The organism is Streptomyces sp. EDA2-14 (assembly GCF_054963755.1).
This window is the reverse complement of record NZ_JBUEGE010000013.1, coordinates 54,996-70,276: the sequence shown is the minus strand read 5'-3', so window position 1 is coordinate 70,276 and position 15,281 is coordinate 54,996. Positions and strand designations below refer to the sequence as shown.

The 15,281-nt window shown below is 72.7% G+C and carries 13 protein-coding genes; 2 read left to right on the top strand and 11 right to left on the bottom strand.

Translation table 11 applies throughout. The features are described from left to right. Positions 1-41 precede the first annotated feature (41 nt). The 6 genes from ACY34M_RS27160 to pdhA form a co-directional block, all read right to left on the bottom strand. Positions 42-1,139, bottom strand: coding sequence for a potassium channel family protein (locus tag ACY34M_RS27160; RefSeq protein WP_462723413.1), 1,098 nt, complete (start codon positions 1,137-1,139; stop codon positions 42-44). Continuing rightward, positions 1,136-2,701, bottom strand: coding sequence for a molybdopterin molybdotransferase MoeA (locus ACY34M_RS27155; protein WP_462723414.1), 1,566 nt, complete (start codon positions 2,699-2,701; stop codon positions 1,136-1,138). Before ACY34M_RS27155 ends, ACY34M_RS27160 begins: the two co-directional genes overlap by 4 nt. After that, the gene (locus ACY34M_RS27150) at positions 2,698-3,660 is read right to left on the bottom strand and encodes a DUF6457 domain-containing protein (RefSeq protein WP_462723415.1); all 963 of its coding nucleotides are present in this window, start codon (positions 3,658-3,660) and stop codon (positions 2,698-2,700) included. Before ACY34M_RS27150 ends, ACY34M_RS27155 begins: the two co-directional genes overlap by 4 nt. A 128-nt stretch (positions 3,661-3,788) precedes the next feature. Then, positions 3,789-5,231 (bottom strand): dihydrolipoamide acetyltransferase family protein, encoded by a 1,443-nt coding sequence (locus tag ACY34M_RS27145; protein ID WP_462723416.1) that lies wholly within the window; start codon positions 5,229-5,231, stop codon positions 3,789-3,791. 14 nt (positions 5,232-5,245) lie between these two features. Further along, entirely contained in the window at positions 5,246-6,256 is a 1,011-nt protein-coding gene (locus ACY34M_RS27140) for an alpha-ketoacid dehydrogenase subunit beta (protein ID WP_462723417.1), read from the bottom strand. After that, positions 6,253-7,395, bottom strand: a complete 1,143-nt coding sequence (pdhA, locus tag ACY34M_RS27135) for a pyruvate dehydrogenase (acetyl-transferring) E1 component subunit alpha (RefSeq protein ID WP_462723418.1) — start codon at positions 7,393-7,395, stop codon at positions 6,253-6,255. The genes ACY34M_RS27140 and pdhA overlap by 4 nt, the downstream gene beginning before the upstream one ends. Before the next feature lie 174 nt (positions 7,396-7,569). On the opposite strand from pdhA, the gene ACY34M_RS27130 reads away from it, so the two are divergent. Next, positions 7,570-8,079 carry an Lrp/AsnC family transcriptional regulator gene (locus ACY34M_RS27130; RefSeq protein WP_462723419.1) on the top strand — a complete coding sequence of 170 codons (510 nt, stop codon included), beginning with the start codon at positions 7,570-7,572 and terminating at the stop codon, positions 8,077-8,079. Positions 8,080-8,095: 16 nt separating this feature from the next. Here ACY34M_RS27130 and ACY34M_RS27125 read toward each other — a convergent pair whose 3' ends face one another. Together ACY34M_RS27125 and ACY34M_RS27120 are read right to left on the bottom strand one after the other, a co-directional pair. Beyond that, entirely contained in the window at positions 8,096-8,704 is a 609-nt protein-coding gene (locus ACY34M_RS27125; protein ID WP_462723420.1) for a TetR/AcrR family transcriptional regulator, read from the bottom strand. Next, positions 8,701-10,209: a 3-hydroxyacyl-CoA dehydrogenase gene (locus ACY34M_RS27120; RefSeq protein ID WP_462723421.1), complete on the bottom strand. Its 1,509-nt coding sequence runs from the start codon at positions 10,207-10,209 to the stop codon at positions 8,701-8,703. Before ACY34M_RS27120 ends, ACY34M_RS27125 begins: the two co-directional genes overlap by 4 nt. Before the next feature lie 215 nt (positions 10,210-10,424). Between ACY34M_RS27120 and paaN the strand changes: the two genes are divergently transcribed. Then, positions 10,425-12,134 (top strand): phenylacetic acid degradation protein PaaN, encoded by a 1,710-nt coding sequence (gene paaN / locus ACY34M_RS27115; protein ID WP_462723422.1) that lies wholly within the window; start codon positions 10,425-10,427, stop codon positions 12,132-12,134. Between the two features lie 204 nt (positions 12,135-12,338). Here paaN and ACY34M_RS27110 read toward each other — a convergent pair whose 3' ends face one another. The 3 genes from ACY34M_RS27110 to ACY34M_RS27100 are packed head-to-tail and all read right to left on the bottom strand — an operon-like array spanning position 12,339 to position 15,236. Beyond that, entirely contained in the window at positions 12,339-13,103 is a 765-nt protein-coding gene (locus tag ACY34M_RS27110) for a TrmH family RNA methyltransferase (RefSeq protein ID WP_462723486.1), read from the bottom strand. Between the two features lie 46 nt (positions 13,104-13,149). Further along, positions 13,150-14,355, bottom strand: coding sequence for an HTTM domain-containing protein (locus tag ACY34M_RS27105; protein ID WP_462723423.1), 1,206 nt, complete (start codon positions 14,353-14,355; stop codon positions 13,150-13,152). Next, positions 14,352-15,236, bottom strand: a complete 885-nt coding sequence (locus ACY34M_RS27100) for a DUF5819 family protein (protein ID WP_462723424.1) — start codon at positions 15,234-15,236, stop codon at positions 14,352-14,354. Before ACY34M_RS27100 ends, ACY34M_RS27105 begins: the two co-directional genes overlap by 4 nt. Between the last annotated feature and the right edge of the window lie 45 nt (positions 15,237-15,281).

Sequence of the window (15,281 nt, the reverse complement as noted above, 5' to 3'; positions counted from 1 at the left end):
TCGGTCTCCCCGGCCGGGCCCCGACGGTCTCCCGGCCGGGCTCAGCCGCGGGACGTCGGCTTCATGTCCGGTGCCAACTGCGTCATGGGAGTGACGCGGGTGATCGTGATGAGGCGGTCCGTCAGCTGCAGCGTGCCGACGGCCGAGTCGTCGTACCCGAGCACCCGGTGCCCCCGGATGACGCTGACGACCAGGTCCTCCGTCTCCTTCGGCCGCAGCCCGGCCTCGGCCTTGGTGACCGGGCGCTCGACCAGATCGAGGCCGGAGCCCTTCTGGATGAGGTCCTCCATGACCACGCCCGCGTGCGGGCTGAGCACGGACAGGCCGAGCAGCCGCCCCGCCGCGCTGGCGCTGGTGATCACGGCGTCGGCGCCGGACTGGCGCAGCAGCGGCGCGTTCTCCTCCTCACGGACCGCGGCGACGATCTTCGCCCCGCGGTTCAACTGCCGCGCGGTGAGCGTCACCAGGACCGCCGTGTCGTCGCGCTGCGTCGCGATGATGATCTTCCGCGCCCGCTGCACCTCGGCCTGCAACAGGACCGAACTGCGCGTGGCGTCGCCCGTCACGCCCGCGTACCCATGGGCGTTGGCGCTCTCCACGACCTTGGGGCTGGGGTCGACCACGACGACCTGCTCGGGCTTCAGACCGCTCGCGCAGACGGTCTCCACCGCGCTGCGGCCCTTGGTGCCGAAGCCGACGACGACAGTGTGGTCACGCAAGGTGGACCTCCAGCGTTTCAGGCGCCATTCCTCACGCGTCCGCTCGGTGAGGACTTCGAGCGTGGTGCCGACCAGAATGATCAGGAAGAGCACACGCAGCGGCGTGATGACGAAGATATTGGTGAGCCGCGCCGCGTCACTGACCGGCGTGATGTCGCCGTATCCCGTGGTGGAGAGCGTGACGGTCGCGTAGTAGAACGAGTCGAGCAGGTCGACACGGCCATCGGAATTGTCGTTGTAGCCGTCTCTGTCGATCCACACGATCAGTGCGGTGACGACGAGCACGGTGAGCGCTATCAGCACGCGCCGGGCCACTTGGAGAAGCGGACGCTCGACGACCTGCCGGGGCAGCTTCACCCGGTAGGTCGCGGTCCGCTCTTCCTCTTGGCGTGCGATGGCGTCATCGCCGGCCAGTTTCACGTGAAACACCCTTCGTTCCCCGCCGGGTTGAGACCGGGCAGTCCGGGGTTCCACGACCACGGCAGGTCGAGGATCTCCACCTCCTGGCCCTCGGAGGCGCCGCCGGGCGGGATGACGGCGAGCCCATCGGCGGCCGCGATGCCGCGCAGCATGGCCGGACCGTTGTAGTGCAGGGGCACCGCCCACTCGTGCCCGCTGCCGTCATCCTGCCGCAGCACGATGGGGATGAGGCGGGTGTCGTGGGGGTGGCCGGGGGCGGGAGTGTGCAGGGGAGCGGTGTACGCGTCCACGTTTCCGTCGAACTGCCGCTGCCCTTCGCGGGCTTGGCGCTGTGCGGAGCTGTGCGTGCCGTCCTGCGCCCGGCCCGACAGCACCCGGAGCAGCGGTTCGGCGAGCGTGAGCAGTCCGGAGACGGCGGCCAGCGGATTGCCGGGGAGCCCGACGAGGTGCCGGCCCTCCTTGAGGCGGGCGAGCAGCATCGGGTGGCCGGGGCGGACGGCGACCCCGTCGACGAGCAGTTCGGCGTCGAGGGCGCGCAGGGTGGGGTGCACATGGTCGACGGGCCCCGAGGCGGTGCCGCCGGTGGTCACGACGAGGTCGGTGCCGGCCTCCCGTACCGCGTTGAGCAGAGCCTTCGCATCGTCGCCGAGCCTCCGTACGGCGGTCACCTCGACGCCGAGCGCGCGCAGCCAGTGCGGGAGCATCGGGCCGAGCGCGTCCCGGATGAGGCCCTCGCGGGGGAGCCCGTCGGTGAGCAACTCGTCGCCGAGGATCAGGACTTCGACGGTCGGGCGCGGGACGACGGTCAGGGTGTCATAGCCCGCGGCGGCGGCGAGGCCGAGGACGGCCGGCGTGACGAGGGCGCCGGCCGGCAGCAGCAGTTCGCCGCTGCGGCACTCCTGGCCGCGCGGGCGGATGTCCTGGCCGTGGGCGACCTCGCGCAGGGGGTGCAGTTGGCCGCCCGCGTCGAGGTGGCCGTGCTCGCTGCGGATGACGGCCGTGGCGTCCGACGGCACACGGGCGCCGGTCGCGATCGCGGCGGCCTCGCCGTCGGCCAGCGGGGCGGGCGGCTCGTGCCCGGCGAGCAGCCCCTCACCGACGACGGCCCAGGGGCCGGGGCCCGCCACGACCCAGCCGTCCATCGCCGAGGTGTCGAAGGAGGGGAGGTCGGTCAGGGCGGTCAGCGGTGCGGCGAGGACGAGGCCGAGCGCCTGGTCGAGGGGGACGCCGACCGCTCCGCGGGGGCCGCGTTCCGCCCGTGCGGCGGTACGGCGGGCCGCGGTCCAGGAGGTCGCCTCGTGGCGGGAGGTGGGGCGGGGCGGCGGGGTGGAGGTGCCGGGGGTGCTGGGGGCGCCGGGGGCCGTGGGGGCTTCCGGAGCGGCCCGGGTGGCCGGGTCGGAGCCGCGGCCGCCGGTCCGGGTGTCGTAGGGCCGGTTGCCGTGGGACCGGTTGCCGTGGGACCGGCCGTCGTTGGCCAGGGCGAGCGCCTCGTCCACGTCGAGGCCCATCGGGTCGACGTCCACCGGGGCGGTCTGCGCGGACCGCCCGTTGGGGGCGCTCATCCCGCGTCGTCCGGCTTGGCTTCGGCCTCCTGCGCCCAGCGGTTCGCGAGCTCGGCCGCCTTCGCCGCGGCCGACGCCACTGCTTCGGGGCCGCCTCCCGCCTGCGCCGCCGCGTATCCGACGAGGAACGTCGTCAGCGGCGCCGCGGGGCGCGCGACGCCGTGCGCGGCGTCACGGGCGAGGTCGAGCAGGACGCCCGTGTCGACGTCCAGGTCGATGCCCAGTTCGTTCTTGGCTGCGGTGATCCATTCGTCAAGCACTCGTCCATGCTCCCTGATGCGTGACCGGGCGGCGGCGATGTCGTCCCAGGTGTCGCAGTCGAACGACGCGACCGGGTCGGTGATGCGGGTGAGGCTGAGGTTACGGGTGAGCAGACGCAGCGGGAGGCCGTTGAGGTCACCGTGTTCGGCCTTGAGTTCGCCGAGTACCCGGCGCAGCGCCGCGTAGCGGTAGGCGGCGACGAGCGGCTGATCGCGGCCGTCGCCGTCGGCCAACAGCACACCGTCGGCGGCGGCGCCGTGGTCGCGGGCGGCGCCGTGGTCGCGGGCGGCGCCGTGGTCGACTGCGTTGCTGTTGTCGGCCGCATTGCTGCTGTCGGCGGCGGCGCTGTTGTTCAGCGCGGCGAGCAGGCCCCGTACGGTGTCGTCGGCCAGGAACGGCAGATCGGCGGAGAGCACGAGGACGCTCTCCGCGACCGGGCCCGGTGCGGCCTCGAGTACGCGGATCCCCGCCTCCAGCGCGGCGAGCGGCCCTCCGCCCGGCGGCTCCTCGCGGGCCCAGACGACGGGGCGCGCGGTGCGGCGCGGCTCGGCGACCACCACGGTGGCGCGGGCCCCGGCACACGCCTGAAGGACCCGGTCGAGCAGCGCGCGGCCGCCGACCCGCACAGCGGGCTTGTCCGCGCCGCCGAGCCGGCGTGCGCCGCCCCCGGCGAGGACGATGGCGTCGTACGCGTTCATCCCCCGAGTATGGGCTTACGGGCGATCAATGCCACCAGGCGGGCGGGCGATCTTTGCCTCCGGGGGCCCGGTCGACCCGGTCGGCCAGGTCGGCCCGGTCGGCCAGGTCGGCCCGGTCACCGAAACGGTCACAGGGTGCGCAGCAGCACCGCCGGCTGTTCCACGCAGTCCGCGACGTACCGCAGGAAGCCGCCCGCCGTGCCGCCGTCGCAGACCCGGTGGTCGAAGGTGAGCGAGAGCTGGACGACCTGCCGGACCGCCAACTCCCCTTCGTGCACCCAGGGCTTGGCGGTGATGCGGCCGACGCCGAGCATGGCCGCCTCGGGGTGGTTGATGATCGGCGTGGAGCCGTCGACGCCGAACACCCCGTAGTTGTTCAGCGTGAAGGTGCCGCCGGTGAGCTGCGCGGGCGACAGCGTGCCCGCCCGTGCCGCCTCGGTGAGCCGGGCGAACTCCGCGCTCAGCGATTCGGCGCCGCGCGCGTGGGCGTCCCGTACGACGGGCACGACCAGGCCGCGCTCGGTCTGCGCGGCGAACCCGAGGTGCACCTCGTCGAGCCGGACGATCTCGCGCCGCTCCGTGTCGACCGTGGCGTTCAGCTCCGGGTAGCGGGCCAGGGCCGCGGTGCAGATGCGGGCCAGCAGGGCAAGCACGGAGATCTTGGGACCCGCGGAGGGACCGGACGCGGAATTCATCGCCGCGCGCGCGTGCATGAGTTCCGTGGCGTCGGCGTCCACCCAGCAGGTCGCGTCGGGTATCTCGCGCCGGCTGCGGGAGAGCTTGTCGGCCACGGCGCCGCGAATGCCGCGCAAGGGGGTGCGGTGTTCCTGCCGCGCGGCGGCGGGGGTCTTCCCGGCGGCCTCGGGAGCCTGCGACGCCTCGGGGGCCTGCGGTGCCTCGGGAGTCTCGGCGACGGCGCTCGCCGCGTTCGCCGCCTTTTCCACGTCTCCCCTGAGGATGAGCCCGTCGGGCCCCGACCCGGTCACCTCTCTGAGGTCCACGCCGCGGTCGCGGGCGAGCTTGCGGACGAGCGGGGAGATCACGGGGACCGGGCCCTCGGCGCGCGGGGTGCCGCGCTGCGGTGCGGCGGGCACGCCGTCCAGCGGTGCGGGGCGCACCCGCCTGCGCCGGGTCGGCGCGGTGGTGGTCCCGTACCCCACCAGCACGTTCCCCGAGCCTTCGGCCTTCTCCGCCTTCTCTGCCTTCTCTGCCTTCTCGGCCCTCTCCGCCTTTTCAGGCGCTTGTCGGTGCGGCGTCGCGGGCTTCTGCGCTGCGGCCGTCGACGGCGCGGGAACGTCCGACAGGGGGACCTCCGACGCGGACCGCGCGCCCACGGCCACCATCAACAGCGGCGCGCCCACCGGCAGTTCGCTGCCCTCGTCGCCGAAGCGGGCCGTGACCACACCGCCGTACGGGCACGGCACCTCGACCATCGCCTTGGCGGTCTCCACCTCGACGACGGGCTGGTCGACGGCGACGACGTCACCGACCCCCACCAGCCACTGCACGATCTCCGCCTCGGTGAGCCCCTCCCCGAGGTCGGGCAGCTTGAACTCGAGCACCTGCGCCATTACCCCACCGTCCCTCACTGATCCCATTGCAGCCGCGCCACCGTGTCCAGGACCCGGTCCACGCCGGGCAGATGGTGCCGCTCCAGCATGGGCGGCGGATACGGAATGTCGAAACCGGCCACCCGCAGCACCGGCGCCTCCAGGTGATGGAAGCAGCGCTCGGTCACGCGCGCGGCGATCTCCCCGCCGGGTCCGCCGAAACCGCCCGACTCGTGCACGACGACCGCGCGCCCCGTGCGCCGGACGGACGCGGCGACCGTCGCGTCGTCGAACGGCACCAGCGAGCGCAGGTCGACCACTTCAAGATCCCACCCCTCCCCCCGGGCCGCCTCGGCCGCCTCCAGGCAGACGGGGACGGACGGCCCGTACGTGAGCAGCGTGGCACTGGTGCCGGGGCGGCGAACCACTGCCGTACCTATCGGAGGAACGTCTTCCGGTGCCTCGGGGTTCCAGGAATCCTTCGTCCAGTAAAGGCGCTTGGGCTCCAGGAAGACGACCGGGTCGTCGGTGGCGATGGACTGCCGGAGCAGCCCGTACGCGTCCGCGACCGTGGCCGGGGTGACGACGGTCAGGCCCGGTGTCGCCATGTAGTACGCCTCGGAGGAGTCGCTGTGGTGCTCCACCCCGCCGATCCCGCCGCCGTACGGAACGCGCACCGTGATGGGCAGCGGCAGGGCGCCGCGCGTGCGGTTGCGCATCCGCGCGACGTGCGAGATCAGCTGCTCGAAGGCGGGGTACGCGAACGCGTCGAACTGCATCTCCACGACCGGCCGCAGCCCGTACATCGCCATGCCCACGGCGGCGCCGAGGATGCCCGCCTCGGCGAGCGGGGTGTCCGTGCAGCGGTCCTCGCCGAACTCCTTCGCGAGGCCGTCGGTGATCCGGAAGACACCGCCCAGGGTGCCGACGTCCTCGCCCATGACGTGTACGGCCGGGTCCTCGGCCATGGCGTCGCGCATCGCGCGGCCGAGCGCCTGCGCCATGGTGGCGGGCTTGTTCTTGGGCGGCCGGGCCACTGTGGTCATGCCTGGCCCCCGTCCGCCTCGGCGTCGAGCTCCGCCCGCAACTGGGCCGCCTGCTCTCTCAGTTGCGGTGTCCCCTCGGCGTACACGTCGCCGAACAGGTCCATCGGGTCGAGCGAGGGGTCCTGGTTCATGTGCTCGCGCAGTGCGGCCGCCCGCGCCTCCGCGTCGTCGCGCACGGACCGGATGCCGGCCTCGTCGATGAGCCCCCGGCCGGTCAACTCCCGCTCGAGCAGCAGGATCGGGTCGTGCGCACGCCACATCTCGACCTCGGCGTCGCTGCGGTAGCGGGTCGCGTCGTCGGCGTTCGTGTGCGCGTCCATCCGGTACGTGACGGCCTCGACGAGCGTCGGACCACCGCCCCCGCGCGCGCGGGCGACGGCGTCGGTGAGCACCTCGTGCATCGCCGCCGCGTCGTTCCCGTCGACCAGGCGGCCCGGCATCCCGTACCCGACGGCCTTGTGGGCCAGGGAGGGGGACGCGGTCTGCTTGGCCAGCGGCACGGAGATCGCGAACCCGTTGTTCTGCACCAGGAAGACGACCGGCGCCTGCCACACGGCCGCGAAGTTCAGCGCCTCGTGGAAGTCGCCCTCACTGGTGCCGCCGTCGCCGACCATGGCGAGCGCCACCACGTCGTCGCCCTTCAGTTGCGCGGCATGTGCGAGGCCCACGGCGTGCGGGAGCTGTGTCGCGAGCGGGGTGCAGAGCGGTGCGATGCGGTGCTCGCGCGGGTCGTAGCCGGTGTGCCAGTCGCCGCGCAGCAGGGTCAGGGCCTGTACGGGGTCGAGGCCGCGGGCGACGGCGGCGAGGGTGTCGCGGTAGCTGGGAAAGAGCCAGTCCCGCTCCTCCAGGACCAGCGCCGCGGCCACCTCGGCGGCCTCCTGGCCGGTCGTGGACGGGTAGACGGCGAGGCGGCCCTGTTTGGTCAGCGCGGTCGCCTGCGCGTTGTACCTGCGGCCGCGCACCACCTCCGCGTACAGGCGGCGCAGCAGCCGGGGGTCGACGTCGGCGGCGGCGTCCGTGCCCAGGACCCGGTGGGGCTCGGCGTCGGGCAGCAGCGGCACGGGATCCGTGCGGGGCTGCCAGGCGGGCGGCGGGACGGGCCTGCCCTCGCCCGTGGCCCGCTGGTCCATGACCGTCATGACGGCACCTCCTCGTGGGAGCGGCTCGGACGGCGCGTCGGGTGTGATGCGCCTCACCTACCGATTGTTCGGTCGACGGCACATTTTGGCTACAGGCACCTACAGGCTGTGGACAATCGGTTCTCCACAGCCTGAGATGAATGCAGTACGTCCATGGTAAGGAGGCGGGGGCACATGGCATCTGAACAAATGGCCGACGGCTCCGGAGGCTCGGTCCCCGCCCCCACGGCCCGCCCGCTGGACGCGATCGACCGGGACATCGTGCAGCTGCTCCTGAAGGACGGGCGCGCGTCGATACGGTCCGTCGCCGAGCAGGTCCATGTGTCGCGGGCGAACGCCTACGCGCGCATCAACCGCCTCATCGAGGACCGCGTGATCCGCGGTTTCGGCGCCCGCGTCAACCACGAGCGGGCAGGACAGGGCGCCTCCGCCTACATCACGCTCAAGATCGTCCAGAACACCTGGCGCACCGTGCGCGAGCAGCTGCGGCGGATGCCGGAGGCCTCGCACATCGCACTGGTCAGCGGCGATTTCGACGTCCTGCTGCTCGTGCACACGGAGGACAACCGGGCGCTGCGCGAGCTGGTTCTCACCAAGCTCCAGTCCATCCCCGAGGTGCTGAGCACGCGCACGCTGCTGGTCTTCGAGGAGGAGGACCTGGAAGCGAGCGCGCCGGACGCCTGACCGCCTGCTGCCGGGGTCAGCCCGCCTTGCGCAGCCCCTGGAAGACCAGCTCGACCACGGCGTCCGCCACCTCACGGTCGCCGAGCCCGCCGCCGTCCGGCCGGTACCACTCCACCAGCGAGTTGATCATCCCGAAGACCAGCCGCGTGGCGAGCCGCACCTCGATGTCGCCGCGCACGTCCCCGTCGGCCGCGGCGTCCTTGAGCAGCTGGGCGACCTGGTGGTCGAACTCCCTGCGCCGCTCCATGGCCCACCGCTCGGTGTCGGTGTTGCCGCGCACCCGCAGCAGCAGCGTCACGTAGGGCAGTTCACCGGTGAGCACCTCGACCATGCGCCGCGTGACGTACTCCAGGCGCTCGATCGCGCGTCCTTCGCGCGCGGACTGCTCGTCGAGGATGCCGAAGAGCCCGTCGAGCGCGCGGCTCACGGCGCGGCGCAGCAGCTCCTCCTTGCCCGTCACATGGTGGTAGATCGACGACTTGGAGATGCCGGCCGCCTTGGAGAGGTGCTCCATGGAGGTGCCGTCGTAGCCGCGCTCGTTGAAGACGGTGACCGCGACCGCGAGCAGGCTGTCGGGCGTGTAGGTGTCGCGGCGCGCGCCCGTGTCCCGTCGTGCGGCGGTCATGCGGAGCCCTCCCACTTCTTGGGGTCGTACGAGTGTCTGAAGAGGGCGAGGGACGGCGCGTGCCGCCCCGAGGGGTCGCGCTCGTGCAGCTCCTCCAGGAGGCCGCAGGCCCAGCTCCGGCCGAGCCTGCGCCCCCACTCCAGCGGGCCGAGCGGGTAGTTGACGCCCAGGCGCATCGCGGTGTCGATGTCGTCCTCGGTGGCCACCCCGCGCGCGAGGGCGTCGTGCGCCAGGTCGATGATCCGCGCCACGGTGCGGGCCACGATCATGCCGGGGACGTCGCCGATGACGCTGACCTTCTTGCCGAGCGCCTGGAAGAGCCCGACGGCCTCGCGGAGCGTGCGCGGATTGCCGTCCTGGCAGGTGGCGAGGGCGATGCGGGTGGCCGCGCGGTAGTCGACGGCGAGGTCGAAGTAGACGACGTCGCGGAACTCGATGGACGTCTGGCCGTCCGCCTGCACGAGCTGGCCGCCGCTGGGCAGAACGATGCGGGTGCCCTTGTCCTCGTCCTCCTGGACGACCTCGATGCCCGCCTCGCGCATCATCGGGATCAGCTCGCCCGCGGACTCCAGGTCGCCCTCGACGGTCACGCGCGCGGGCGGCACGGCCGGTCCCGCGGTGTGCGGCTCGGGACGCTCGTCGTCCTCCCCGTACGCGTACCAGCCCTGGCCCGACTTGCGGCCCAGGCGCCCGGCCTCCACCAGGCGGCGCTGGGCCAGCGAGGGCCGGAACTTCGCGTCCTGGAAGAAGCCCTCCCACACGGAGCGCGTCACGGCCTCGTTGACGTCCTGCCCGATCAGGTCGGTGAGCTCGAAGGGGCCCATCCGGAAGCCGCCGCTCTCCCGCAGCACGGCGTCGATGGTGGCGGGGTCGGCGCCCTGCTCCTCGTACACCGCGAACGCCTCGGCGTAGTAGGGCCGCGCGATCCGGTTGACCAGGAAGCCGGGGGTGTCCGCGCAGGCCACGGGGGTCTTGCCCCAGGCGCGGGCGGTCTCGTACGCGCGCGTGGCCGCGGTGACGTCGGTGGCGGCGCCGGAGACGACCTCCACCAGCGGCATCAGGGGCGCCGGGTTGAAGAAGTGCAGGCCCACGAAGCGGCCCGGCCGGCGCAGCGCCCCGCCGATCGCCGTCACGGACAGGGACGAAGTGTTGGTCGCGAGCAGACAGTCCTCCGCGACGACGTCCTCCAGCTCGCGGAACAGGTCCTGCTTGACGTCGAGTCGCTCCAGTACGGCCTCGACGACGAGCGTGGCGGGCGCCAACTCCGCGATCGTCTGCGCGGGTTCGAGCCGGGCGACCGCCGCCGTCCGCTCGTCGGCGCCCATGCGGCCCTTCGCGACGAGCCGGTCGAGGCGCGCGGCGATCGACTCGGCGGCGCTCCTCGCACGCCCCGGCACGGCGTCGTACAGCCGGACGGGGTGCCCGGCGACGAGGGCGACCTGGGCGATGCCCTGGCCCATCGTGCCGGTGCCGACCACGCCGACGAGGCGGTCATGTGCTGTCATGCACGTGATCCTCCCGCACCTCTCCCGTCCCCTGGCCTCCGGGGCTCAAGGGGGTCGTTCCCCGCGGCTTTTCCACAGCTTTTCCGCACCCTCTTGCCCCGACCGATCGTTCGGTTACTCTAACGCTGTTGGTCCGTTCCTGCCCAGTCCCGTCCAGTCCCCGTCCAGCTCGTCGGCTCACTGCGGAGCCGCAGCTCAGGAGGAGTTGGTCCGCCATGGCCGCCGCACCCACCGCGCACGATCTGATCGCCAAGCACCGGCCGACCCTCGACCAGGCGCTGGAAGCGATCCGCACGCGCGCGTACTGGTCCCCGCACCCCGAGCACCCCAAGGCGTACGGGGAGCACGGGAGCCTGAGCATGCCCGAGGGCAAGGCCGCCTTCGACGCGCTGCTCGGCACCCGGCTCGACCTCGACCAGCCCGGCACGGACGATTTCGTGGGCGGCGAAGTCTCGCCGTACGGAATCGAGTTGGGCGTCACCTACCCGCACGCCGACATCGACGTGCTCCTGCCGGCCATGCGCGCGGGCATGCGCGCGTGGCGCGAGGCGGGCGCCGAGGTGCGCGCGGTGACCTGTCTGGAGATCCTGTCCCGGATCAGCGCGCGGACGCACGAGTTCGCGCACGCGGTCATGCACACCAGCGGCCAGGCCTTCATGATGGCGTTCCAGGCCGGCGGCCCGCACGCGCAGGACCGCGGCCTGGAGGCCGTGGCGTACGCGTACGCGGAGCAGACGCGGACCCCGGACGCGGCGCAGTGGTCCAAGCCCCAGGGCAAGCGCGACCCCCTGGTCCTGGACAAGGAGTTCACGCCGGTGCCGCGCGGCATCTCGCTGCTGGTCGGCTGCAACACGTTCCCGACGTGGAACGGGTATCCGGGCCTGTTCGCCTCCCTGGCCACCGGGAACGCGGTGCTGGTGAAGCCGCACCCGCGCGCGGTGCTGCCGCTGGCGCTCACGGTGCAGGTGGCCCGTGAGGCCCTCGCCGAGGCGGGCTTCGACCCGAACCTGGTGGCGCTGGCCGCCGAGCGGCCCGGAGAGGGCATCGCCAAGACCCTGGCCGTACGCCCCGAAATCAAGATCATCGACTACACGGGGTCCACGGCCTTCGGCGACTGGCTGGAGACGCACGCACGCCAGGCGCAGGTCTACACGGAGAAGGCCGGTGTGAACACGGTGGTGATCGACTCCACCGCCGACTACAAGGGCATGCTGGCCAACCTGGCGTTCTCGCTGTCCCTGTACAGCGGCCAGATGTGCACGACACCGCAGAACCTCCTGGTGCCGCGCGAAGGCATCACGACGGACCAGGGCGCCAAGACGTACGACGAGGTGGTGGCCGACCTCGCGAGCGCGGTCGGCGGCCTGCTCGGCGACGACGCCCGGGCGAACGGGCTGCTGGGCGCGCTGGTCAACCCGGACGTGAAGGCCCGCCTCGAAGCGGCCCCCGGCATCGGCGAAGTCGCCCTGCCCTCACGCGAGATCGGCAACCCGGACTTCCCGGAGGCCGTCGTCCGCACGCCGGTGATCGTGAAGCTGGACGGAGCGCGGAAATACTGGGAGGGGGCCGACGCGGAGGCCGCCTACATGAGCGAGTGCTTCGGCCCGGTGTCCTTCGCGGTGTCCGTCGACTCGACCGGCGACGCGGTGGACCTCCTGCGGCGCACGGTCCGCGAGAAGGGCGCCATGACGGTCGGCGCGTACACCACCTCCGAGGACGTGGCGCAGGCCGTCGAGGAGGTCTGCCTGGAGGAGTGCGCCCAGCTCTCGCTCAACCTGACGGGCGGGGTGTACGTGAACCAGACGGCGGCGTTCTCCGACTTCCACGGCTCGGGCGGCAACCCCGCGGCGAACGCGGCGCTCTGCGACGCCGCCTTCGTGGCGAACCGCTTCCGGGTGGTGGAGGTGCGGCGCGAGGCCGTCTAGGGCCCTTCTGACGGGTCAGGCTGGACACGGTCGGCCGTCAACGAGCGGTGCAGGCGAGCGGGGTCTGTGCGTGCAGCTGCAAGGCGGAGGAGGGCGACGACGCGGAGCGTCGGCAACCGACGACAACGCCGCAGATGCGCGTGCCAGACCCCGCGACTCCAGCAGGATCCGTCAGAAGGGTCCTAGGGCGCGGTACAGGAGCGCCTACGGCGCGTGCGTGCTGTGGGCGCTCCAGTGGAACAGTGTCATGCCGACGCTGGTGGCCAGGTTGTAGCTGGAGACCTGCGGCCGCATCGGCAGGGACACCAAATGGTCGGCACGCGCGCGCAGTTCGGGCGAGAGTCCGCTGCGCTCGGACCCGAAGGCGAGCAGGGCGTCGTCGGGCAGCTTCAGTCCGCGGATGTCCGCGCCTTCGGGGTCGAGCGCGTACAGCGGCCCGCTCGGCAGCTCGTCCACGTCGAGCCGCTCCACGGCGGTCGCGAAGTGCAGCCCGGCCCCGCCCCGTACGACGGTGGGGTGCCAGGGGTCGAGGCTGCCCGTGGTGACGACCCCGGTGGCGCCGTAGCCGGCGGCGAGGCGGATCACCGCGCCCGCGTTGCCGAGGTTGCGCGGATTGTCGAGCACGACGACCGGGGTGGTGCGTGCGGACCGCCCGAGGGCGGCCAGGTTGTCGGCCCGCGCGGGGCGTCCGGCGAGCGCGGCGACCCCGGTGGGGTGCAGCCGCGGCACGAGCTCCCGCAGCACCTCCTGCGGCACCTCCACGAGGAGCCCTGCCAGGTCCTGTACGACATCGGGGGCGAGCTCGTCGGCCAGGGCGAGCGCGGCCGTCCGGTCGACGGCGAGCGCGACCGGGACGTCGGCGCCGAAGCGCACGGCGTGCTTGAGGGCGTGGAATCCGTCGAGCAGCACCGCGGTGTCCGCGAGCCGCCGCCAGGCGCGCACCGTGCTCTCGGCCCCCTCGTCCCGCATGCCGCCCGCGCCGTCCGCCGTACTCGTCCCGTTCACGGCAGGAAGCCTACGTGCGCACGGCCGGCTGCTCCGCCGCCACCGGCTCGCCACCGGTCCGCACCGGCCGGTCGGGCGGGGCCGCACCCTTCGTAGGCGGAAATACGCGACCACGCGCGCGTGCCACCCAGCCACCGACCCGGGTCAGGAAGGACGTCGGCAGGAACACCGCGTCCGCGGCGATCATCGCGAGCGAGAAGAAGGGCAGTCCGAGCACGACGGCGATGACCGCGTGCTCGAGCATCATGAAGACCAGCAGGACGTTCTTGAGGCGCCGGTTGAAGACGGTGAACGGGAAGGCGACCTGCACGGCCACGGTCCCGTACGTCACGAGCAGCACCATCGGCCCGTACGCGGTCAGCAGCTCGCCCAGGGCGGGCCAGGGCGAGAAGTAGTCCAGGTGGAGCGGGTAGTAGACCGCGGTGCCGTCCTGCCAGCGGCTGCCCTGGATCTTGTACCAGCCCGCCGTCGCGTAGATCAGACACGCCTCGACCATGACGACGAGCAGTGCGGCGTTGTGCATCAGGTTCGCGACGACGTCGCACAGGAGGCGGGAGTCGCCGAGCGGATCGCGGCGGTTCACGGTCCACCACACCCCCTGGGCCGCCCACAGCGCCCAGAAGAACAGCAGCCAGCCGCCGCCGACCTTCCCCGTGAACGTGATCGCGGCGAGCAGGAGCCCCATGACCCACCACAGCACGATGCCGAGCCGGTCCTCGCCCTCGCGCCGGGCCCTGCGGGCGTCCAGCGACCAGACTTGGCCGCACCGGGTGAAGACGAGGTAGATCGACATGAGGTGGATGACGTTGTCGCCGCCGTCCCCCATGAAGATGCTGCGGTTCTGCAGGGACAGCACACCGATCATGAAGACGACCGACATGGTGCGGGTGCGCCAGCCCACCATCAGCAGCGCGGACGACACCACGGCCACCGCGTAGACCAGCTCGAACCAGCCCTGCCCGTCGGACCACATGAGCGCGGTGAACGCGTGGTTGTCCTCGGTGAGCTGCTGGGCCATGCCCCAGCTCCACGGCCCGTCGGGTCCGTACATCTCCTGGCGGTGCGGGAATTCGCGCAGCAGGAAGAACAGCCAGGTCGCGGAGAACCCGATACGGATCACGGCGCTCTGGTAGGGGGCGAGCGCGGACGCGGTGATCCACTGCAGGCCGTCGCTCAGCCTCCGCTGCAGGCCGCCAAGGGTGCGTACGAGGCTCATCGGTCACCGCCCGCCGAGGAGTCGGCCCGGGACTGCACCCGCACGCGCGTGCCGCTGTCGAGCGGCGCGTCGCTGGAGGTGACCGTCCACCACGGCACCTGCCGGTAGACCGGCTTCTGGCTCACCTTCTCGTCACTCCACTTCGGGGGCTCGACCATGGTCGACTTCGAGCGGATCTGGACGCGCTCGACGGTCTCGCCCTTCTCGGCGGCTCCGAGCCGGTCGAGGCGGAGCACGAGGATGCGGCGCAGGTACTGCTCGGACAGCATGCCGCGCAGCCCGTTGGGCCGGTTCTGTGCGTCGTGGGTGCTCGTGTAGACGTCCCAGGCGCGGCGCAGCTCGTTCTGCTGGGTGTGGCTGGGCAGCAGGTTCCCGTCGATGGCGGCGCCGTCCTGCGCCGACAGGCCGTACCAGCGGGTCGCGCGCAGCTCGCCGTCGGGCGTGCGCACCTCGGCGCGGGCCTGCACCGCGATGTTCTGCTGCAGCGGGTTGGGGGCGAACAGCTTCCAGTTCTGCTCGAACTCCGGGTAGATCCACGCGCCGACGAGCTCACCGTGCTGCTTGGTGACCGTGTTCGAGGGCGCGACGTGCAGGAACACCATCAGGATGTGCACGCAGGTCACGAGCGCGACGCCGATGAGCGCGAAGACGGCGGTCAGCTGGTGGCCGGGGGAGAGTGCGGCGAGCCCGCGACGCACGGGCGCCGCGGACGGTGCCCCGTCCGCCTCCGGCCGCGCGTCCGACGGCTCGGGCTCCACAGCCGACGGCTCCCGTGCCGGTGCGGCGGGCGCGGCCGAATCGGAGAGGCGGGGGCCCGGCGGAGCCGCCGGCTCCGTCGTGAGCCGGGCGCCCTCGTCCGCGGCGCCTGCTTCTGTCTCCATCGGTGCTCCCCGATCCCGATCCGGTACTGCCGGTCCCCGGCCCGT